The organism is Nocardiopsis ganjiahuensis DSM 45031 (genome assembly GCF_000341085.1).
GTDB lineage: Bacteria > Actinomycetota > Actinomycetes > Streptosporangiales > Streptosporangiaceae > Nocardiopsis > Nocardiopsis ganjiahuensis.
The window spans coordinates 518,399-538,927 of sequence record NZ_ANBA01000008.1 but is presented as its reverse complement, the minus strand read 5'-3'; the positions used below and the strand labels follow the sequence as shown (position 1 = coordinate 538,927).

Annotated in this window: 18 protein-coding genes; 10 read left to right on the top strand and 8 right to left on the bottom strand. The window is 72.2% G+C overall.

Translation table 11 applies throughout. The annotated features are described in order from the left end of the window. The first annotated feature begins 24 nt into the window (after window positions 1-24). Window positions 25-1,110 (top strand): alpha/beta hydrolase, encoded by a 1,086-nt coding sequence (locus D458_RS0111025; RefSeq protein WP_026119192.1) that lies wholly within the window; start codon window positions 25-27, stop codon window positions 1,108-1,110. Between the two features lie 82 nt (window positions 1,111-1,192). Here D458_RS0111025 and D458_RS0111020 read toward each other — a convergent pair whose 3' ends face one another. Both D458_RS0111020 and D458_RS0111015 read right to left on the bottom strand, forming a co-directional pair. Next, window positions 1,193-1,768 (bottom strand): snapalysin family zinc-dependent metalloprotease, encoded by a 576-nt coding sequence (locus tag D458_RS0111020; RefSeq protein WP_017586805.1) that lies wholly within the window; start codon window positions 1,766-1,768, stop codon window positions 1,193-1,195. 279 nt (window positions 1,769-2,047) lie between these two features. After that, a complete protein-coding gene (locus D458_RS0111015; RefSeq protein WP_017586804.1) occupies window positions 2,048-2,881 on the bottom strand; it encodes an urea carboxylase-associated family protein in 834 nt (277 codons plus the stop codon). 119 nt (window positions 2,882-3,000) lie between these two features. On the opposite strand from D458_RS0111015, the gene D458_RS0111010 reads away from it, so the two are divergent. Further along, the gene (locus tag D458_RS0111010; protein WP_017586803.1) at window positions 3,001-3,519 is read left to right on the top strand and encodes a tetratricopeptide repeat protein; all 519 of its coding nucleotides are present in this window, start codon (window positions 3,001-3,003) and stop codon (window positions 3,517-3,519) included. 24 nt (window positions 3,520-3,543) lie between these two features. On the opposite strand, the gene D458_RS33350 is transcribed toward D458_RS0111010, so the two are convergent. Further along, on the bottom strand, window positions 3,544-4,548 hold the full coding sequence (locus D458_RS33350; RefSeq protein ID WP_040702363.1) for a helix-turn-helix transcriptional regulator: 1,005 nt from the start codon (window positions 4,546-4,548) through the stop codon (window positions 3,544-3,546). 109 nt (window positions 4,549-4,657) lie between these two features. Here D458_RS33350 and D458_RS0111000 point away from each other — a divergent pair, with 109 nt between their 5' ends. The 7 genes from D458_RS0111000 to D458_RS0110970 all read left to right on the top strand — a co-directional run bounded on the left by D458_RS0111000 (window position 4,658) and on the right by D458_RS0110970 (window position 14,803). Then, window positions 4,658-5,080, top strand: coding sequence for a VOC family protein (locus D458_RS0111000; protein WP_017586801.1), 423 nt, complete (start codon window positions 4,658-4,660; stop codon window positions 5,078-5,080). A 99-nt stretch (window positions 5,081-5,179) separates the two neighbouring features. Beyond that, window positions 5,180-5,653, top strand: a complete 474-nt coding sequence (locus D458_RS0110995) for a nitroreductase/quinone reductase family protein (protein ID WP_017586800.1) — start codon at window positions 5,180-5,182, stop codon at window positions 5,651-5,653. A 357-nt stretch (window positions 5,654-6,010) separates the two neighbouring features. After that, a complete protein-coding gene (locus D458_RS0110990; RefSeq protein WP_017586799.1) occupies window positions 6,011-9,442 on the top strand; it encodes a phosphodiester glycosidase family protein in 3,432 nt (1,143 codons plus the stop codon). A 485-nt stretch (window positions 9,443-9,927) separates the two neighbouring features. Continuing rightward, window positions 9,928-10,545: a hypothetical protein gene (locus tag D458_RS0110985; RefSeq protein WP_239647932.1), complete on the top strand. Its 618-nt coding sequence runs from the start codon at window positions 9,928-9,930 to the stop codon at window positions 10,543-10,545. Window positions 10,546-10,776: 231 nt separating this feature from the next. After that, a complete protein-coding gene (locus tag D458_RS0110980; protein WP_017586797.1) occupies window positions 10,777-11,277 on the top strand; it encodes a hypothetical protein in 501 nt (166 codons plus the stop codon). 300 nt (window positions 11,278-11,577) lie between these two features. After that, window positions 11,578-13,788, top strand: coding sequence for an alpha-N-acetylglucosaminidase (locus tag D458_RS0110975; protein WP_017586796.1), 2,211 nt, complete (start codon window positions 11,578-11,580; stop codon window positions 13,786-13,788). Between the two features lie 262 nt (window positions 13,789-14,050). Then, on the top strand, window positions 14,051-14,803 hold the full coding sequence (locus D458_RS0110970) for a class I SAM-dependent DNA methyltransferase (protein ID WP_026119190.1): 753 nt from the start codon (window positions 14,051-14,053) through the stop codon (window positions 14,801-14,803). 109 nt (window positions 14,804-14,912) lie between these two features. Here the strand turns inward: D458_RS0110970 and D458_RS0110965 are convergent, their stop codons facing one another. Together D458_RS0110965 and D458_RS0110960 are read right to left on the bottom strand one after the other, a co-directional pair. Beyond that, complete coding sequence (locus D458_RS0110965; protein ID WP_017586794.1) at window positions 14,913-15,824, bottom strand: DUF6807 domain-containing protein; 912 nt, start codon at window positions 15,822-15,824, stop codon at window positions 14,913-14,915. Continuing rightward, a complete protein-coding gene (locus D458_RS0110960; RefSeq protein ID WP_017586793.1) occupies window positions 15,817-16,974 on the bottom strand; it encodes a Gfo/Idh/MocA family protein in 1,158 nt (385 codons plus the stop codon). The genes D458_RS0110965 and D458_RS0110960 overlap by 8 nt, the downstream gene beginning before the upstream one ends. Window positions 16,975-17,097: 123 nt before the next feature. On the opposite strand from D458_RS0110960, the gene D458_RS0110955 reads away from it, so the two are divergent. Continuing rightward, entirely contained in the window at window positions 17,098-18,156 is a 1,059-nt protein-coding gene (locus D458_RS0110955; RefSeq protein ID WP_017586792.1) for a LacI family DNA-binding transcriptional regulator, read from the top strand. On the opposite strand, the gene D458_RS0110950 is transcribed toward D458_RS0110955, so the two are convergent. The 3 genes from D458_RS0110950 to D458_RS0110940 are packed head-to-tail and all read right to left on the bottom strand — an operon-like array spanning window position 18,140 to window position 20,465. Then, entirely contained in the window at window positions 18,140-18,943 is an 804-nt protein-coding gene (locus tag D458_RS0110950; protein ID WP_017586791.1) for an ABC transporter permease, read from the bottom strand. The two genes, D458_RS0110955 and D458_RS0110950, sit on opposite strands and share 17 nt — an antisense overlap. Further along, entirely contained in the window at window positions 18,940-19,743 is an 804-nt protein-coding gene (locus D458_RS0110945) for a hypothetical protein (protein ID WP_017586790.1), read from the bottom strand. Before D458_RS0110945 ends, D458_RS0110950 begins: the two co-directional genes overlap by 4 nt. Next, window positions 19,740-20,465, bottom strand: coding sequence for an ABC transporter ATP-binding protein (locus tag D458_RS0110940; RefSeq protein WP_040702361.1), 726 nt, complete (start codon window positions 20,463-20,465; stop codon window positions 19,740-19,742). Before D458_RS0110940 ends, D458_RS0110945 begins: the two co-directional genes overlap by 4 nt. Window positions 20,466-20,529 lie beyond the last annotated feature (64 nt).

Below are 20,529 nucleotides of genomic sequence, written 5' to 3'. Positions count from 1 at the left end.
TACGATCGTATTTCTGGAGTGGCTGTGAAGGACAGGGCAGAACGAGGGATCCGCCGGCGCCGCGTGCTGCTGGTCCTGGCCGCGTTGGCGGTGGCCTGGCTGGTGGTCGACAAGGCGGTCTCGGTCGTCGCATCCGACCCGGGAGTGGGGCACTGGCGAAGTCGGGACGGATTCGAGGACTACCGCTCCGCCTACGAGGAGGTGATGGCCACCCTGCCCGAACCGACCCGCGCCCACGACGTCACCACCGAGTACGGCACCGTGCGGGTGTACGAGTGGACCGCCTCGGACCAGGGGGAGCGGGACGAGGATGCGCACGGCGAGGGCGGCGCCGGTGAAGAGGGTGCCGCTGGAGAGGGCGCCGGCGGAGAAGAGGACGGCGACAGGCTGCCGGTCGTCCTGCTGCCCGGCATCAGCTCCGGCGCGCCCATGTGGGGCGAGAACCTCACCCACTGGATCGGCCACCGCACCCTGTACGCCATGGACGCGGTCGGCGACGCCGGCATGTCGACCCAGTCCGTGCCCTTCACCTCCTTCGACGACCAGGCCGCCTGGGTGGAGCAGATGCTCGCGGGCCTGGACGTGGAGCGCGCCCACATGGTGGGGCACTCCTTCGGCGGGGCCATCGCGGCCACCCACGCGCTCGCGCACCCCGGCCGGGTGGCCTCCCTGACCCTCCTCGAACCGGTGATGGTCCTGCAGGGCCTGCCCGCCTCGACCTACCTGTGGTCGTCGCTGCTGGTCCTGCCCGTGCCGCAGTCGTGGAAGGACCGCGGCCTGGCGGAGATCGGCGGCACCACGGTCGAGGAGGTGCGCGAACGCACCCCGATGTCGGTGATGATCGACGAGGGTTCCGAGCACTACGCCGCCGTCATGCCGGTGCCGCGGACCCTCACCGACCAGGAGTGGGAGTCGCTGGAGATGCCGGTCCGGGTCGACATCGCCGACGACAAGTCCCTGGCCGGAGGGGAGGAGGCCGCCCAGCGCGCCCGTGACCTGGGGAAGGAGCCCGTCACCGTCTGGCCCCGGACCACGCACTCCCTGCCCATGCAGGCGGCGGAGGAACTCGGCTCGGAACTGGAGCGGTACTGGTCCGAGCACGACCGGTGACGCGCCCCGCCGGGCCCTCACACCTCGACGGCCGACCCGCAGGTGCGGGTCGGCCGTCGAAGGCCGTTCGTTCCGTGCCCGCTCAGAAACGGTCGACCAGGAGCTGCCCGTCAGCGGCGCGCAGGCCCGCCGTACCGCTGCCGTAGGCGGCCTCGACCCGCGAGCGCTCGGAGGCGTTGGGCGCGGGGTTGGTGCAGTTCACGCCGCCGGTGGAACCCGACATCAGGGACGAGCACGGGCCGGGCTTGGCGTCGGGCAGGCCCAGGCTGTGGCCGAGCTCGTGCGCGGCGATCCGCACCGCGTCGTAGCCTTCGGCGGTGCCTTGGCGGCCCATCCAGACGGTGACCCGTCCGCCCGGCCGCACCGGCCCCAGATGGGCGCGGGGCCAGCCGTCGTCGGCGACGATCCGGATCTCGGCGTGCTGTCCGGAGGACGCCGGCTCCAGCCGGACGTTGCCGACGCTGGAGTTCCACACGTCCACGGCCGAGGCCACGGCGGAGGTGTACTCCGCGGCCTGGCTGGAGTCGTAGTACAGGACAGTCCGAACCAGCGGCCGGGACTGCTCCGCGGGCGCCGCGGTGGCCGGTGCGGCACCGAACAGAGTCAGTGCCAGTGCACTCAGCGTGATCAGTAGGGGCGTGAGGATACGTCTCAGCATGGGGGGCTCCCGGGGGTGAGGGCGCTGATGCCTTGAGTGACCGGGTGGGGTCGGCCCGATGCTATGCGTAGTGATCAATCACGACAAGACGTGCAGAACACCCGATTTCAACTTCGCTTAGCTGCGCAGGGGAGGGGCCGCACGCTTCCTCTGCTGGAGGGAACAGCGCTCTTCCCCGAGCCGACCCGGTTCCACGGCGGCCTCGTGGCGGGGAACCTGCTGGTCGTCGACCGGCCCGGCCCGAACCCGCCGTCTTCCACAGCCGCGAACTCCACCGGCTCAGCCGGGGCCGGTGAGCCCGTGCCGCCCCCGGTAAGCGGCGGTCGGCGGCTCGTTCCAGCCCTCGACGAGCTCGGGGGCCGGGCGGTGGACCTCCACGCCGAGCGGTCGGCACACGTCGATCGGGTCCCGGGCGTCCGGTCCCCACAGCGGAACCGAGAGGTCCCCGCCGGGGCAGGTCGACAGCGCGCAGAGCAGGTCCTGTTCGGCGAAGAACTCGAAGAAGTCCCCCGGCCCGGCGGGAGAGGCCTTCATGAAGTACTGGTCCCCCTCGTTGAGTCCGGTGCACTGGAAGACGTTGAGCACGTCGTGCACGTCGAACTCGGTCAGCCCGTAGGGCAGCACCGCGCGGGTCAGGTTCGAATGGCAGTGCCGGTCGAAGTCCTCCCCGGTGAGCATCCGGTTCACGTACGGGTCGCACCGGGTTCCGAGCAGGTCGTGCACCCGCCCGCCGTCCTCGTCGGTCCCGTACCACTCCAGGGTGTCGTTGGTGATCGTCACCAGGGGGCGCAGGTACGGCAGGGTCGACCACAGGCGGTCGTGGCGGGTCACGTGGGAGCTCTGCAGCTGGCGGGTGCGTGAGGCCCACAGGCGTTCGCGCGGGTTGTGCCGGTTCCAGATGTTGAGGTCCCCGACCTGCGGCCCCTCCGGTGTGGAGATTCGGCACAGGTGTCCGGCGGGCACCTCCCACGCCCGGCCGGACCGGATCGGCAGCACGAACCGCTCCACGAGCTCACGGCCCTCGGTGTGTTCGGCGAGCCGGTCGTAGAAGGCGGTGTCGACACTGAGGGCACTGCCCTCACCGGACTGGTAGGCGGCCTCGGGTGAACCCAACGTCTCCTCGTTTCCTGACGCATCCGTGTCCCGGGTGCGCACCCGGTCAGGGGCGCGCCCGGGAGCGTACCCGTGTGCTCCCCACCCCAAAGGCCCACGTCGCCGCTAACCTGCCGCACATGACTTCTGCCGAAAGCCGCGACGACGGCCAGGGGACCCGTGTCCCCGGCGGACCGGGCTGGTACACGGACGCGCTGACCCTGCTCCCGGTGATCGAGGACCTGGCGGAGTTCCGGCGCGCGAACGCCTCTGACCCGGCCCTGCGTGTTCTCGAGGAGCTCTGGAGCGGCCGCCCCGAGGAGGCAGAACCCCTCGCGTCGGCCCTGGTCGAGGAGGCCCCGACGGTCCGCCACCGTGCTCTGCTGGCCGATGTCCGCCGTGACCTGGGCCGGATCGCATGGGCGGTCGGGGAGTACGGGCAGCTCCTGGAGGACTGCCGCGGCACCGCCCGCGAGGCGGTGCTGTGGCAGCACCTGGGCAAGGCGCACTTCGTCGGCGGCGACCTGCGGGAGGCCGCGGAGGCGTTCTCCCGAGCCCTTCAGCTCCGCGTCTTCGAGGGAGCGGACCCGGCCCTGGTCGCGTCCTCACGTGTCGCCCACCAGCGGGCGGAGGCGCTGCTGGACCGGGCCCGGCGGTGATCCGTCCGACTGCCGAACCGGCGCTCAGGCCGGGCCGACCGGGCCGGCCTCCGCTGTCGACGACGGCCCGGCGGCATCGGCGAAACGGTGGGACAGCGCACGGAAGGCGTCGGCCAGCTCGCGGGGCGCGACCTCGGTGACGGCGGCGTCGAACCGGCCGATCGAGGCGGCCAGCGCCACCCAGGACCAGGAACCGGCGATCAGCCGGCACCGGTCCGGTGCGAGTTCCTCGACGACTCCGTCGTGAACGAACGGCGCCACGTCCCGCGCGGCCAGCTCCAGGACAGCCTCGCCCGTGCAGGGCCAGGTGTTCCCGCCGTCCGAACCCTTCAGCCTGGCGGCGAGGAACTCCCTGATGTCGCCGCCGGGTACGGGGCGCGGGGCGAAGCGGGGGCCGGTCGGGACACCGGGGACCATCCGGTCGATCCGGTACACCCGCCAGGCGTCCCTGTCCAGGTTCCAGCCGACGAGGTACCAGCGCCCGGCGGCGAAGAGGACGTGGTGGGGTTCCACGCGCCGACGCGAGGGGGCGGTCGAGGGATCACGCCCCACCGGTACGTAGTCGAACCGCAGCACCTCGCACGCCCTGACCGCTCTGCTCACCGCGACGAGAACGTCCGGATCCACCGGTGAGGAGGTGTCCCCGGGAAGCGCGGTGAACGCCAGCCCGTCGATCCGGTGGCGCAGCCGCGACGGCATCACCTGCCGGACCGTCGTCAGCGCCCGCAGCGCCGCCTCGCTCTCCGCGGCCCCGGAGGCGGCGGCGACCCGAAGGGCGGTCGCGAGCGCGACGGCCTGGTCGTCGTCGAACAGCAACGGGGGCAGCTCCGAGCCCGCGTCCAGCCGGTAGCCGCCGTCCGGACCCTTGGCCGCGGTGATCCCGTAGCCGAGTTCACGCAGGTGCTCGATGTCGCGGCGCAGCGTGCGGTCACTGACCTCCAGCCGTTCGGCGAGAACGCGCCCGGGCCAGTCCCGTCCGGTCTGCAGCAGCGACAGGAGCTTCAACATCCGCGAGGGTGATCTGGCCATGCCCTCCATTCTGTGCGAGAAGCGGACGCGGTATGACCGGTACTTCCGCGAGGCTCGTTCTGTGGCCGGAGAGCCGACCCGGCTCTCCCCGAGAACAAGGAGTCCCCTCATGACCGTCGACATCACGCCTCATCTGAACTTTCGCGGTGACGCCCGCCAGGCCCTGGAGTTCTACCACTCCGTGTTCGGAGGCGAGCTGACCGTCGCCGGCTACGCCGACACGGGCGGCACCGGCCCGGAAACCGCCGACCGCGTCGCCTTCGGGCAGGTCGCCGCGGACAACGGGTTCCGGATCATGGCCTACGACGTCTACCCGCACCTGGAGTGGGACCGGGGCAGGGACCCGTTCTTCGTCTCCCTGCGGGGTACCGACCCCGCCGAGCTCCAGGGCTACTGGGACGGGCTCGTCGACGGAGCACAGGTGCGGCAGCCGATCGGCCCCTCGGCGTGGGCGCCGCTCTACGGCCAGCTCACCGACCGCTTCGGAGTCACCTGGGTGCTGGACGTCGCCGCCGAGTACTCCGCCGCCTGACCGGCGTCCCTCCTGACGGCCGCCGCGTCCGCAGCGGGCGCGGCGGCCCCTCGCGCGTCCTCCTGGCGGACGCGGCCGCCCGGTCCGTACGATGCGGACATGGGACTGTTGACCCCGCTCGCCGTGCGGATCGGCGCCGCCCCGTGGACGCCGCGGCTGCTGCCCTGGATCACCCGGAGCGACCGGGCCCTCCAACGGGTCAGCCGCGGCCGAGTGGGGGTGCTCGACCTCGCCGGTCTGCCGAACATCCTGCTCACGGTCCGCGGCCGCAACAGCGGTGAGCCGCGCAGTGTGCCCCTGCTGTATGTACGCGACGGAGCGCATCTGCTGGTCGCCGGTTCGGCCTTCGGCGCACCGGCCGCACCCCAGTGGGCGCGCAACCTCCGCGAGGCCCGGACCGCCCTGGTCGAGAAGGCGGGACGCCGGGTGGAGGTCGGGGCGGAGGAGCTCACGTCCCACGAACGCGACCGGGCCTGGTCGCTCATGTGCCTGGTCTGGCCGAACTTCTCCCTGTACGAACAGCGCACCGACCGGCTCATCCCCGTGTTCCGGCTGACCCCGGTGACCGGCTGACCCCCGCTGTCGTGAACCGGGCACGGCCCCAGGCCGACGTGGCGCGCCGTGCCCCCGCCCCCGCCCTGCGGGGGTTCGCGCCGATCCGAGCGGAACCGCCGACCGCGACCTGAACCGCCGGTGGTGCCGGGTGCCTCGGCCGCGCCCCCGCTCCTCCGTGACGAACGAGCCGACCTCGGACGAAATCTCCGTGAACCGGGTGGAGGCCGGACGAGAGGAAGCCCTGGCCGGGAGACCGGGCCGGAATCCTGCGCCGTTCACTTCCTACACAACGGACCGGCTAACTGGTAGGAAGTTCACGCACGGGGCCCTCCGCGCAGGGCCCTCCGCCATCCCCCAGCCGCCCGGAGGCTTCCCATGAATCGCCGGTGGTCGATCCGCTCACGCACCCCCGCCGCCCTGGCCGCGGTTCTCGCCCTGGTCCTCGCCCTCGCGCCGGTCACCGGCGCGAACGCGACCAACGCCGACCCGAGCGAGCACACCGGGTTCAGCGAGACCGTCGAGATCCCGCCGGACGGCACGGCCACACAGGCCGCCGACCCGGAACCGCGCCTGGAGACGTTCGACACCGAACGCCCCGTCGCCCCCGGCGTCACGCTGACCTCGTTCGACGCCTACGGGCCGGACGCCTACACGGGCAACCCCAGCTGGCTGCAGGCCGACCTGCTCACCGCCGACCTCACCGGCGGGATCAGCGTCGACTACCTCTTCCCCGGCCGGATGACCGACCCGGAACCGCTGAGCGAGCAGGCCGACCGCGCCGAGGCGGTCGCCGCGGTGAACGGCGACTTCTTCGACATCAACGCCTCCGGCGCACCCCAGGGCGTGGGCGTGCGGAGCGGTGAACTGATCCATTCCCCGGGCCCCGAGGACTACCGCGGGTCCGCCGCGATCTTCACACCCGACGGGCTCGGCTCGATCGGCGAGGTCTTCTTCGAGGGCGCCGTCGAGCTGCCGACCGGTGAGGCACCGTCGCTGGACGCGATCAACAAACCCGTACTGGACACCGGCGGGATCGCCGCGTTCACCCCGCTGTGGGGCGAGTACTGCCGGTGCCACGCGGTCGGGGGCGCCGAGACGGCCGTGGAGGTCGTGGTCACCGACGGGGTCGTCACCGAGGTCGTGGAGCAGCCGCGCGAGGGAGAGATCGCCGACGACGCCTTCGTCCTGGTCGGCCGCGAGGACGGCGCCGAAACACTGTCCGACCTGGCCGTGGGCGACCCGGTCAGCATCGACTACGACACCCGGGCCGGCGACGACCAGGAGATCCACGCCGCGCTGAACGGCCGCCAGATGCTCGTCGTCGACGGACAGGTCCAGCAGGCCCGAGAGGGAGACAACACACCCGGGGCCCCGCGCACGGCGCTCGGGTTCTCCGAGGACGGCTCGCAGATGTTCCTGCTCAGCGTCGACGGGCGGCAGCCCTCCTTCGCCGAGGGCGTCGGCCTCGACGAACTGGGCGAGATGATGGTCGAGGCCGGTGCGCACACCGCGGTCAACCTCGACGGCGGCGGCTCGTCCACCATGGTGGCGCGCACCCCCGGCACGGACCGGGTGCGGGTCGAGAACCGGCCCTCGGACGGCGGGGAACGCGAGGTGCCCAACGGGCTCGCCCTGTTCGCCCCCGAGGGCAGCGGCCGGCTCGACGGCTTCTGGGTCCAGCCCCTGGTCGAACCCGAACGCGCCGACGGCTCCGGATACTCGGCGCCCAGCCGACCCGACCGTGTCTTCCCCGGCCTGACCAGGACGCTGACCGCGGCCGGCCACGACGAGACCTACGCACCGGTCGAGGCCGACCCGCACTGGCGGTCCGACGACAACAGGGTCGGCACCGTGGACCGCGACGGCGTGTTCACTGCCCGCTCGGCGGGCACCGCCACCGTCACCGCCATGCGGCGGAGCGCCACCGGCGACGTCGACCTGACCGTGCTCGGTGACCTGACCCGGATCGAGACCACGCCCGAACGGGTGGGGCTCGCCGACGCCGAGGCCGCCACCGTGCTCGAGGTGACCGGTTACGACTCCCGCGGTTTCACCGCTCCGATCGAACCGGCCGACGTCGAGCTGACCCTCGACGAAGCCGTCGCCACGGCCTCGGTGACCGAGGACGGGCGGTTCGAGATCCGGGCCGCCACCGACAGCGGTTCCACCCTCGCCACCGTCCGGGTCGCCGACGTCGAGACGACCTTCGCGGTCACCGTAGGCCTGGACGAGGTCGTCGTCGCCGACTTCGAGGACGCGGCCGACTGGACCTACTTCGGTGAGCGCGCCGACGGAGGCGTCGCGGTGACCGGGGGCCGCGACGGCGACGCGGTGGAGCTGACCTACGACTTCACCGCCTCCACCGGGACCCGTACCGGCGGGGTCCTGCCGCCCGCCGGGGAACTGGAGATCCCCGGGCAACCGCAGGAACTGCGCGCCTGGGTGCATTCCGAGGGCAACGGGGAGTGGGCCAGCCTGCAGGTCTGGGACGGTGCGGGCCAGCTGCTGCCCGCGCTGCGCGCCGGGTACCTCGACGAACCGGGCTGGCAGCAGCTGGTCTTCGAGGTCCCGCCGGGCACGCAGTACCCGCTCTCGCTGCGCCGCATCTACTTCGCCGAGACCGAGCCGAGCGCGAGCTACCAGGGCGAGGTGATCGTCGACGAGCTCGCCGCGATGGTGCCGCCGCCGGTGGAGGTGCCACCCGCCGAACCGGTCGTCGACCCCGTGGTGGCGCCCGGTGCGACCGTGGCCGGCCAGGACTGGCGGTTCGCCGTCCTGTCCGACGCGCAGTTCGTCGCCCGTGACCCCGACAGCGAGATCATCGCCTACACCCGCCGCGCTCTCCGCGAGATCCGGGACAGCGACGCCGAGTTCCTCCTCATCAACGGCGACTTCGTCGACGAGGCCGCACCGGAGGACCTGGCGCTGGCCCGGCTCATCCTCGACGAGGAGCTGGAGGGCGAGCTGCCCTACTACTACGTTCCCGGCAACCACGAGGTGGACGGGGGCACGCTGGACAACTTCCGGGACGCGTTCGGGGACACCCAGCACGTGGTGGACCACCACGGCACGAGGTTCGTCCTGCTGGACACCGCCCGGTTCTCCTACCGGTCCAGCGACTGGTCACAGCTGCCGCTGCTGCGCCGGGAGCTCGACGAGGCGGCCGAGGACCCCGCAGTGACCTCCGTCGTGGTGGCCCAGCACGTGCCCTTCCGCGACCCGCTGCCCTCCAAGGCCAGCGAACTGTCCGACCGCAAGGAGGCGGCGACCGTCGAGAGCTGGTTGTCCGAGTTCCAGTCCGAGACCGGCAAGGGCACGGTGTTCATCGGCGCGCACGCGGGAGTGTTCCACGCCGACCGGGTGGACGGCGTGCCCTACGTCATCAGCGGCAACGTCGGCAAGAACCCCTCGGCCGGTCCCGCGGACGGCGGCTTCACCGGCTGGTCGCTGTGGGGTGTCGACACCGGCGGGAGCCCCGGGGACAACTGGGTGAGGACCGAGCTGCGCCCCCACGTGGACGGTCTGGAACTGGACGCGCCGACCTCGCTGGAGGTGGGCGGGCAGGCCGACGTCACCGCGACGGTCGACAACGACGGCACCGCGGTCCCGGTCGCCTACCCGGTGAGCGCGGACTGGTCGGGTTCCGACGACGTTCACATCGGCCCGGCCGAGGACGCCGGGCCCGACCACGCAGCCGCCTTCGATCCGGCGACCGGCCGACTCACCGCGATCTCGGAGGCCACCATCGACCTCGAGGTCACCGTGAACGGTGTCACCGAAGGGATCACCGTCGAACTGAAGACCTGATCCCGTGACTCCTGGCCCCCTGATCCCGTAAAGCCGTGGTCCGCTGACCCCGGGCCGCCGGGGTCAGGGGGTCGCCCGGGCTTTGCCCGAACCGGGTGCGGTGATGGCCGACACCGGAACCGCGGTTGCCCCGGTCCACGCACCTTGATCAAGCCGGATTGGCGGAACGGCTCCCGCGCATGGCCTGGCCGCGTCTTCGGGCAACGGGGACTTTGCCCGGCTGCGAGGCGGCTGAGCCTGCCCGGACCGCTCACGGGTGCCGGGGCTCCGGCGCTCCGCGGTCGGAGCGCCGGAGCCCCGAAACCGCCTGCGCCTACGGGGACGGGGGTCTGGTCCGCACGGGCATGCCGGGCGCCTGGGATCGGGCGGGGTGATCCACCTGCAACCCGGCCCGAACGGTTGCTTCGGCGCGCTGTCGTCTATCACACCTGCTCAGAGCGGTTACAAGCCTGTTCAAAGCCCGGGTCATCACGTACGTTGCTTGCATGAACTTTATCGAACTGATGCCTAAGCGTGTGTTTACTGCAACCACTGGCCTGGTGCTGGCCGGCGGAATCCTCCTTGCCGGGCCGGGTCTGGCCGCGGCCGATGACAACAAGGACTCCGACAAGTCCGAGCAGGGATGCGTGGCGCTGGACTCCGACGACAACGCGGACGTCTACACCGACGACGACAAGAAGGCCGCCAAGGAGCTCAACGCCGAGCTGAGTGACGACATGGCGGGCAACATGGACGGCCACAACGCCTCCTGCGCCCGTATGGTGGTCGAAACCGCCAAGGACCGCGGCCTCGACGAGGAGGCCGCCGCGATCGCGATGTCCACGGTCATCGTCGAGACCCACCTGGACAACCTCCCCGGCGGCGACCGCGACAGCATCGGCCTCTACCAGCAGCGCGACCACTACGGCTCTGCGGAGGAGCGGCTCGACCCCACCTGGGCCACCAACGCCTTCTTCGACGAGCTGGAGGCCGTCTACCCCGGCAAGAGCTGGGGCGGCACCTCGCTGGGCAAGGTCGCGCAGGACGTGCAGCGTTCGGCCTACCCCGACCGTTACGGCCACCAGATCGAAGACGCCGAGATCATCGTCGACTACTTCTGGTAAAGAGCCGCTCCGCCGGGCCGACTCGCCCTCGGCCAGCGGTGACGTGCACACGGGACAGGGTCGGAGCTCGGGTCACCGCGGTCACGAGTTGACGCGGGGACGAATCGGCCGGCCCGTCCGCATCGATTCACCGAACCGGGCGCACGCGATCGCGGCGCCCGGATCGACGGCCGGCGCGGCCACGCCCGCATTCCGCGGGCGAGTGTCGGTACGGCACGCTAACGTCCCACCATGACCGATCTGACCTTCCCCCCGATGCTGGACGACCTTCGTAGGACCGGCGGCGTCGAGGGCATGGACTTCGAGATGTACGAGGCGTTCGAGCACCCCGACGAAACCGCGTGGTGGTACCGCCTCTGGACCGGAAACGAAGAGGCCGACGGGGGCGAGTTCCGCTTCTTCGGCATGGAGGGCGCAGGCGGGTACACCGGCCTGTGGCTGGTCCGGGAGGGACGGCCCCTGAGCGAGCAGCCCGTGGTCTTCCTCGGTTCGGAGGGAGACCTCGCTGTGATGGCCACCGATGTCGGGGCGTTCCTGTGGCTGGTGGCCCAGGGGTACGGGCCGGTGGAGGCCATGGGCTGGAGCGATGAGCCCTGCGAGCCCGGGCCCGAGCTCCTGGAGGTCGCTCAGCGGCACGCTCCCGATGCCCGCCGCACCCCGGAGGAGATTCTCAGGCGGGCTCGTGAGGAGTTCCCGAACCTGCAGGAGTACATCGACGCCCAGTGCCGCTGAACGCTGCTTGCGGAGTGCGACCTCCTCCGGTGGTGCAGAGAGAACCGTGGGCGAACGCTTCCCGCGCGGCCCGTGCCGGCTCGGCCCAGGGAGCGGTCCGAGGAGGCGTCGAGGCGGCGGAGGCGTCAAGGCGGCGGGGCCTCCGGCGCCGCCCCTCTGATCATTCTGCTTGTGGCGCCTGGATCCCCGTGGTGTGAGGTGTTCGCGGGTGTGCTTCCTGGACGCTGGGTATGCCTGGGGGGACTGTGCTCCCGACAGCACGTGCCCCAGTACACGTACCCCCAGCGACCAGGAGAGCTAATGGTGGACACCGAGAGTGCGCCCAGGTGGAGCGCGGCGGTCAGCGGACTGGTGCGAAGAGTGCTCGGGGACGGGCACCCGCCGACGACCCTCCGGGAGGACCCGGCACCCGAACGGTTCTTCGAGTACCGCGCTGTGAACGGCGAACTCACGGTCACCGCCTCCGACGCGATCGCGGCCGCTGTGGGTCTCCACACCTACCTGCGGGAGGTCTGCGCCGTCACCGCGGACTGGGACGCGCGCCTGCCCCTGCCGGTCACCGAGTTCGCCGACGCCCCTCCCACGCGCCGCACCGCCGAGGTCGACCAGGCCTACTACCTGAACTTCTGCACCACCGGTTACACCTCCCCCTACTGGGGGTGGGACGAGTGGGAGCGCGAGGTCGACTGGATGGCGCTGCACGGGATCACCACACCCCTGACCGCGGTCGGGCACGAGGCGGTCCTGCACGACGCCTACGTCCGGATGGGGCTGACCGACGAACAGGTGCGCGCCTTCATCGGCGGACCGGGCTACCTGCCCTGGCACTTCATGGGAAACCTCGACAACTTCGCCGGACCGACGCCCGCGTCCTGGATCGACAGCCACCTGGACCTGGGGCGCCGGATCCTGGACCGGCAGCGCTCCCTGGGCATGACCCCGGTCCTGCCCGGCTTCACCGGACACGTGCCGCCCGAACTGGCCCGGGAACGGCCCGGCGAACGCACCCGGACCCGGACCTGGCAGGGACTGGTCACCCACGTCCTCGACCCCGCCGACCCCCTGTACGCGGAGATCGGCGCACGGATCACCCGAAGCCAGCAGGAACTGCTCGGCACGGACCACCTGTACGCCATCGACCCCTTCATCGAGATGGTCCCGGTCGACGCCGACATCTCCTTCCCCGGGGCGATCGCCGACGCCACCCTCGAAGGGCTCGTCCGCGCCGACCCCGAGGCCGTGTGGGTCATGCAGACCTGGCCGTTCTCCTACCAGCGCTCCTTCTGGAACGACGAACGGGTCACCGCCTTCCTCGACGCCATCCCCGACGAACGCCTCGTCCTGCTCGACCTGTTCGGCGAGCGCTCCCCCCAGTGGTCGCGGTTCGACTCCTTCGGGGACAAGGCCTGGATGTGGTGCGCCCTGCTCAACTTCGGCGGCCGCACCGACCCCATGGCCAACCTCCAGCGCACCCTGGACCGGATCAACGCGGCGAAGGACACCCGCAACCGGCCGACCGGGATCGGGCTGGCCATGGAGGCCACCCGCAACAACCCCGCGTTCTTCGACCTGGTCATCGACCAGGCATGGACCCGGACCGAACAGGTGGAACGGGACTGGCTGCCCGGGTTCGTCGAACGCCGCTACGGCCGGGGAAGCGACCCGGCCCTGCTGGAGGGGTGGCGGGGCCTGCTCGCCACCGTGGACGCGGCCCCGGAGACGCCCTTCCGCTACCCGGCCGACGAACACGGGGTCCTGGGCCGGCGCCCCCACTACCGGGACCTGGCCGACCCCGCGGGCCTGCGCGCACAGGTCACCGCCCGGGTCTGGTTCGACTGGCCGGACCTGCTCCGCGCCTGGGAGCAGCTGGTCGGCGCGGCCGAGCGCGCCCCGGCGCGGGCGGAGGGGTCGTTGGGACGGGACCTGGCCGACGTGGCCATGGCGGTCCTGTTGCGGGTCTTCGACCACCGCTACCTGAACCTCGTCGAACGGGCGGCGGGGGCGCGCGGCCAGGACCACGGAGCCGGGTTCGAGAAGGAGCTGGGCGGGCTCCTGGAGGTGATCGACGACCTCGAATCCCTCCTGGCCACCCGGCCGGAGTACCACTACCGGCGCTGGGAGGAGCAGGCCCTCGCCTGGGCGGAGGGCCCCGAGGACCGGCGGGTACTGCTGGACAACGCCCGCCGCATCCTCACCGTGTGGACCGAACCCGGGGACGGGGAGCTCGACGACTACGCCAGCCGGCTGTGGTCGGGGCTCGTCGGTGACTACTACCGCTCCCGGTGGGAGCTGTGGGGCGAGGGGTTGGAGCGGGCCGCGGCCGACCCGGCGGGATCGACCGAGGCTTCCGCCTGGCTGGACCGCTCCCTGCTCGCACGGGAGGAAGCCTTCCTGGAGCACGGACCGGGCCGGGGCGCGTCCCACCCGCCCGGTGCGCAGCAGGAGGGCGGAGGCGTGGTGACCCGCTCCCGGGAGCTCCTGGACCGCTACGGCCGGGCGGAAGTCCTCTGACCTGCGGGGTTCCGGGACTTCGCAACCCCAGCGGCCGCTTCTCGACTCCGGCCGGACCTGCCTGAGCACGCCTGCGGTGTCCAGGACGGTCCGCGCTGTTCCGGCCGGTCCGCGCCGGACGGGTGGGGCCGGCCAGAGGCGACGGCGGTGCTGAGAGCTGTTGCCGTCCGTCCGCCGCTGCCGGGCCCGAAGACCCGTGCCGGACGGACGGCACCCGGAAAACCCCTGGCGGTGTCTGCGGGGCCGGGGTTACCGTGCCCGAATGGCTGACACTGAACCGGCACCGGTATGGGACGACGAGATGGCGCAGGGCTACGACACTCCGGGGGAGGGGATGTTCGCGCCCGAGAAGGTCGATCCGGCCGTCGCGCGGCTGGTCGAACTCGCCGGGGGCGGGGCGGCGCTGGAGTTCGCGGTCGGCACCGGCCGGATCGCGGTGCCGCTGGCCGCCGCCGGGGTCCCGGTCACGGGCATCGAGCTGTCCGAACCGATGATCGCCCGGTTGCGCACCAAGGCCGACGAGGCCGCGATCCCGGTGACGGTCGGTGACATGGCCACCACCGGGGTTCCGGGCGACTTCTCACTGGTGTACCTGGTCTTCAACACGATCTCGAACCTGCTCAGCCAGGCCGAGCAGGTCGAGTGCTTCCGCAACGCGGCCCGGCACCTGGGCCCCGGCGGACGGTTCGTCGTCGAGCTGGGCGTGCCCGACCTGCGGCGCCTGCCTCCCGGCCAGGACGGGTTGGTGTTCGCCCACCGCGAGGGCTACGTGGGCCTGGACACCTTCGACATCGAACGCCAGCACCTCGTGTCCCACCACATCAGCTTCGACAACCGCCGTGAGCCCCGGGTGATCAGGGTCAGGCAGCGGTACGTGTGGCCCGCCGAACTCGACCTCATGGCCCAGATCGCCGGGTTCGGACTGGAGGCCCGGCACGCGGACTGGCAGGGGAGCGAGTTCACCGGCGAATCCCGCTCGCACGTGTCCGTCTACCGGCTGCCCGCGGCGGGCTGAGCCCGGGACGACCCGCTGTCGGCCCCGGGCCCCCGAGCGCGCTCACGGCGACCGTGCCCCGGTGCTCGGTGCTCGGTGCTCGGTGCTCGGAGCCCGGAGCCCGGTGCCCTCACGGCGCGAACCCCCTCCCGAGCTCGGTGATCTCCTCCGTGTCGCACATCCGGTCGACGAAGACCAGGCGGTGGGCGAGTTCGAGGGTGGCGGCCGGTTCGAGGAAGAGGGTCCGGTCGAAGGAGGGGGAGGGGCAGAGCACGGGGAAGGGCTCGGACCGCACGAACCACTTGACCGGAACCGTGCCGCTGGTGGTGCCGGAGAAACCGAGGACGGTCGCGCCCCCGTCGATCTCGTCGTGTCGGCCCACGAGCGCGATCCACTCCGCCTCCGTACCCATGGCCTCGGTGTCGCCGCTGATCCCCGAGGAGGTCAGGACCCGGCAGCCGGTCCACGAACGCGGGCCGCGCCAGAACAGCCCCGCGTACCCCGCCGCCGGTCGGCCGTGGGTCGTCGGGCTGCCCAGGGCGAGCTGTTCCCCGCGCACGTTGGTCAGCGCGGTGGTGAAATCGAGCGCCCACAGGCCGCGCCCGGGGTCCACCGAGTGGACGCGGTGGGTGCGGGTCTCGGAGAGCCAGTCGTGCCCTCGGGAACTGACCCACGTCAGCCGCTCGGTGAAGGCGACCTCCCCCGGCCGTTCGGTGACCTCGGCGAACTCCTGGTGCCGGATGCTCCCGACGTTGTCGAGCCACTCGTACTCACCACTGTCGCCCACGTAGGTCGGGCCGCCCCAGAAGTTCTGGCCGGAGACGTGCGACCAGGTCATCTGGAGACCCTTGTGCCAGCGGTGGTCCCACGGCCGGACAGCGGTCAGCGGAGCCCCGCTGAGGGTGTTCAGCGGGTGGAAGTACGGCTTGGGCGCCTCCACCTGGGGGGCCTGTGGGCGCAGGACGTAACGCGCGATCACCACCTCGCCGACCGACACGGTGAGTTCGTCGTCGTCCCTGCGCAGTGTGGGGTTCTCAGACACCTGGAGCCGTTTCCCTTCGGGTGAGGACCGATGCGGCGGCGTCCGCGTCGCCTCCGTGCATCGAGTGGTAGAAGTCGTGGCCGGGCAGCAGGTCCCGGCGGCGGAGCGTGGTGCCGGTCAGGGCGGAGCCGTACATCCCCGCGATGAGTTCGAGGACCCGGCGGCCGTCCTCCCCGCTCGCGCGCGGGCGCTCCCCCCGGGAGTAGGAGTCGAGGAAGGAGGCCAGCTGGGCCCTGTGCGAACTCGGCTCGTCGGTCTCCGGCAGCCAGGCGGCGGCCGTGTCCTCGTCCACACCGGGGCCCGGGGTCCACCGCCAGTGCGCGTTGTCGTAGCCGTAGAGGTGCTCGAGCTCGACGGTGGCCCGCTCGAAGTCGAAGCGCAGGTAGCTGGTCTCCCTCGGGGAGAGCAGGCTGTTGACCACCGACAGGGTCGCGCCGGACTCCAGGACCACGATCGCCGTGGAGACGTCCTCGGTCCGGGTTCGGCGCGCCGTCGTGGACATCACGGCCGTCACCTCGGACCAGTCGCCCAGCAGGGAGAGCACGAGGTCCATCTGGTGGATTCCGTGGCCCATGGTCGGGCCGCCGCCCTCGGTGTCCCACCGTCCCCGCCACGGGACCTCGAAGTAGGCGGTGTCCCGGTACCAGAGGGTGTGGCACACACCGACGAGGGGCCGGCCGAGTGTGCCCTCGTCGACGTGCCGGCGCAGCCGCTCGGCACCGGACCCGAAGCGGTGCTGGAACACGTAGCCCGCGTAGGGGCCGTTCCCGTCGCCCTCGTGCGCGGCCATCTCGTCGTACTCCGCCAGGGACAGGGCCGGGGGCTTCTCGCACCAGACCCACGCACCGGAGTCCAGGCTCGCGACCACCGCCTCCCGGTGGGAGGCGGGCGGGGTGCAGATGACGACGACGTCGGGGGACTCCGCCGCGAGCATCGCGTGGACGTCGGTGTACCTGCCGGGGATCCACCACTCGTCCGCGGCGGCTGACGCGCGGGCCGCGTCGACGTCGACCAGCGCGACCACGTCGACGCGTTCGCTCTCCGAGGCGAGCGCGGGAAGGTGCCGGCCCCGGGAGATCCCGCCGCCGCCGACGACGGCGACCCGGATCGGGGGAGAGTGGGGAGTGCGGGGGGTGGTGGGTTGCGGCAAGGGCGCCCCTGGGATCGCTCTCGAGTAATAGTGAACGTTCACTATTTCGGTTGCGGTCTAAGGTATGGACCCAGCGCCCACCGTGTCAAGATTCGTTGAACCGGCCGAAATGAGGAGTTCTCCTTGGCAGTTCCCGGCACCCCCCGGCGGCGTCCGACGATCATGGAGGTCGCTCGCGAGGCCGGAGTCTCACACCAGACCGTCTCCAGGTACCTGCGCAACAACGGGGAGGGGCTCAAGGACGCGACCAGGGAACGGGTCGCCGCGGCCATCCGCGAACTCGACTACCGCCCCAACCTCGTCGCGCGGTCCATGCGCACCCGCCGCACGGGACGCCTGGCCATCCTGCTGCCCGTCCTGCATTCGTGGAACGCCGCCCGGATGCTGGACGGTGCGGTCTCCGCCGCCCACGAGGAGGGGTTCGTCGTCGAGGTGATGAGCCTGGACGGTGACGCGCGCGCCCGGGGCGAGCGGATGTTCGAACTGGCCGACTCCGGGCAGGTGGAGGGCATCCTCTCCCTCACCCCGCTGCCCCCTGAGAGCGCGAGCGGCCTGCCGGCCGGCGCCGCCGTGGTCGTCTCCGCGGACTACGACGACAAGATGCGGGGGATCGGGGAGCTCGCCGACGGGTCGACCGTCGGCGAGATCATCGAGGCTCTCGCGGGCATGGGGCACCGGCGCTTCCTGCACGTCTCCGGGCAGCTGCAGTTCTCCTCCGCGCGGGGGAGGCTGCGAACCTACGTCGACACGATCGCCAGACTGGGGCTGGAGTCCCACGGCGTGGTCGAGGGGGACTGGACCCCCGAGGCGGGACTGGAGGCGATCCGCTCCCTGCCGGAGGACAGCGGTGTCACCGCGGTCATCGCCGCGAGCGACGTCATCGCCGCCGGCGTGTGCAGGGGGGCCATGGAGCGCGGCTGGCGGATCCCCGAGGACCTGAGCGTCACCGGCTGGGACGACAACCCCGTGGGCGCCCATCTCCACCCCTCACTCACCACTGTCAGCGTCGACCTCGGGCTGCTGGGAAGGAACGCCATGAAACGGTTGGTCGCGGTGGTCCGCGACGTGGAACCGGAGCTCGTCGAACGGCCGCTCAACCGGATCGTCTGGCGTGAGTCGGCGGGGCCCGCGCCCCGGGCCAGGACCGCGGGCGGCCCCGGCCCGGTCAGGCGTCGCGCCTGACGAAGACCAGCGCCGCGGCGGCGCCCGTCACCAGCAGCCACCCGCACAGGACCAGCAACCCGGTCCACGGGGTGAACACGGTGTCGGCCCCGGGCAGGTAGAGCAGCTGGCCGGCCCGGTCCGGGAGCCAGCGCGCGTGTTCGGTCAGCCCGCCGAGCAGGGGCGAGACGATCAGGACCAGGCCGAGCACCGACACCAGCGGCGGCAGCAGCGAACGCGCCACCACCGTGACCAGGTGGGCCAGCAGGCCGAGGAGCGCGAGGTAGGCCGCGGCCCCGGCCGGCCGCCACGGGGACACGTTCCCCACCAGGGCTCCGTCAGTGACCGCCCACGCACCGGCCAGCCCCGCTGCCACGGCGACCGCGCCGGTCAGGGCCGAGGCCAGGAAGCAGGCGGCCGTCTTGGCCGCCAGCAGCCGTCCGCGCTTCGGAGTCGCGGTCAGGGTGGTGCGGATCTGGCCCCCGGTGTACTCGCCGGCCGTGGTCAGGACCCCCAACAGGACGGTGCCGACCTGGAGGAACACCACCAGCAGGAGGACGGTCGGGGCCGCGTCCGCCGGTGCGTGATCGGCCCCGGCCGTGAGCGCGGCCAGCCCCGCCGAGACCGCGGCGGTACCCAGCGCGGTGGCCAGGGCCGCGGGCAGGGTGGCCAGTTTGACCAGCTCGGACGCCAGGGTACGCGCGAACCCGACGGAGTGCGCGGGTCCTGGGGTGTGGGCGGGGCCGTGGGCGTGTGCCGGTTCCTGGGCGGGCGCGGCACCGGGGGTGCGCGCGGTGCGGTGGTTCACGCGTCCCTCCGGTGCAGGACGAGGGCGGCGACAGCGAGCAGCGCGGCCGCCCAGGCCGCCATGACCAAGCCGCCGGGCAGCGGGTCGAGGACCAGATCGAAGGCCGTGTAGGAGTCGGCGTCGTCACCGAGGAACAGACCGGTACCGGCGAGGTCGGGCAGGTACCGGGCCAGCGGGGTGACGTTCGACAGCAACAGGGAGAACGAGACCAGGGAACTGTTGGTGATGAGCAGGACCATCGGGACGATCCCACTGCGGGCCAGGGCGGTCAGGGCCAGGGCGATGAGCGCGGTCAACGACCAGTAGACGAAGGCACCGAGAGCGCGTGCGGCCACGTCACCGGGGGCGGCGGCCTCCGCGGCGGCGTCTCCGATGACGGCCCGGGCCAGGAACAGGCCGGCCGGGAGGGTCACGGCCGCGGAGACGGCGACCAGCGCCACGGTGACCAGGGCCTTGGCGCTGAGCACGGACAGGCGGCCCGGCGCCGCGGTGAGGGTGGCGGTGATCTGCCGCCCGCCGCCGGCGTCGTCGCTGTTGGCGGTGTACTCGCTGCTCATCGCCACCACTCCGAGGACCACCGCGCCCACGGTGCCCAGGGGAAGGGCGGCGAACACGGTCTCCACGGGGGAGGTGCTGACCACCCTCTCCAGGTTCCCCGACGCCGCGGCGTTGCGGACGCTGACCGAGTTCAGCAGGGTGACCGCGAGCGAACCGAGCACCGCCACGGCCAGCCCTGCGAACACGGCGGGCAGGGTGGCGGCCTTGCGCGTCTCCGCGGCGACCAGTCGGAGGAGGTTCATCGGGAGCCCCCGTCGGCCCGGTGGGCGGCTCCGCCGGTCAGGGTGAAGAAGGCGTCCTCCAGACTCGCGTGACCGGCGGTCACCTCCAGCAGCGGGCCGGCGGCGGCGATCCGGCCCCCGGAGATCACCACGAGGTCGTCGGCGATCTCGGCCACCTCGCCCATCAGGTGACTCGACAGCAGAACCGTCCCTCCGGCGTCGGCGTGGGCGCGCAACAACCTCCGAAGCCATCGGATGCCCTCGGGGTCCAGCCCGTTGACCGGCTCGTCCAGCACCAGCGCCTCGGGTTCACCGAGCAGGGCCGCGGCCAATCCGAGGCGCTGTCCCATTCCCAGGGAGTACCGGCCCACCCGGGTACGGCCCGCATCGGCCAATCCGACCAGGTCGAGCACCTCCCCGACCCTCCTGCGCGGGATGCCGTTGCTGCTCGCCACCCAGGACAGGTGGGCGCGGGCGGTCCGGGAGCGGTGCGCTCCGGACCCGTCCAGCACCGCGCCCACCGTCCGCAGCGGTGACCGCAGTTCCCGGTAGGGGCGCCCGTTCACGAGGGCCCTGCCACCGCCGGCCCGGTCCAGGCCCAACAGGATCCGCAGTGTGGAGGACTTGCCGGCGCCGTTGGGGCCGAGGAACCCGGTGACCCGCCCAGGTTCGGCACGGAAGGTCACGTCGGAGAGGATGACGCGCGACCGGCGCCGTTTCGTGAGGTTCTCGATGGACAGCATGGCCGCCATGCAAGCAGCGCGCACCCCTTCCTGGCATCGGTCCGCGGCCCGGATCCGGACCTCG

Coding starts and splice junctions, on each gene's coding strand:
- D458_RS0110990 (WP_017586799.1), top strand. CDS start 6,011: ATGAATCGCCGGTGGTCGATCCGCTCACGCACCCCCGCCGCCCTGGCC.
- D458_RS0110995 (WP_017586800.1), top strand. CDS start 5,180: ATGGGACTGTTGACCCCGCTCGCCGTGCGGATCGGCGCCGCCCCGTGG.
- D458_RS0111020 (WP_017586805.1), bottom strand. CDS start 1,768: ATGCTGAGACGTATCCTCACGCCCCTACTGATCACGCTGAGTGCACTG.
- D458_RS0110975 (WP_017586796.1), top strand. CDS start 11,578: ATGGTGGACACCGAGAGTGCGCCCAGGTGGAGCGCGGCGGTCAGCGGA.
- D458_RS0111000 (WP_017586801.1), top strand. CDS start 4,658: ATGACCGTCGACATCACGCCTCATCTGAACTTTCGCGGTGACGCCCGC.
- D458_RS0110985 (WP_239647932.1), top strand. CDS start 9,928: ATGAACTTTATCGAACTGATGCCTAAGCGTGTGTTTACTGCAACCACT.
- D458_RS0110980 (WP_017586797.1), top strand. CDS start 10,777: ATGACCGATCTGACCTTCCCCCCGATGCTGGACGACCTTCGTAGGACC.
- D458_RS0111010 (WP_017586803.1), top strand. CDS start 3,001: ATGACTTCTGCCGAAAGCCGCGACGACGGCCAGGGGACCCGTGTCCCC.
- D458_RS0110970 (WP_026119190.1), top strand. CDS start 14,051: ATGGCTGACACTGAACCGGCACCGGTATGGGACGACGAGATGGCGCAG.
- D458_RS0110940 (WP_040702361.1), bottom strand. CDS start 20,465: ATGCTGTCCATCGAGAACCTCACGAAACGGCGCCGGTCGCGCGTCATC.
- D458_RS33350 (WP_040702363.1), bottom strand. CDS start 4,548: ATGGCCAGATCACCCTCGCGGATGTTGAAGCTCCTGTCGCTGCTGCAG.
- D458_RS0110945 (WP_017586790.1), bottom strand. CDS start 19,743: ATGAACCTCCTCCGACTGGTCGCCGCGGAGACGCGCAAGGCCGCCACC.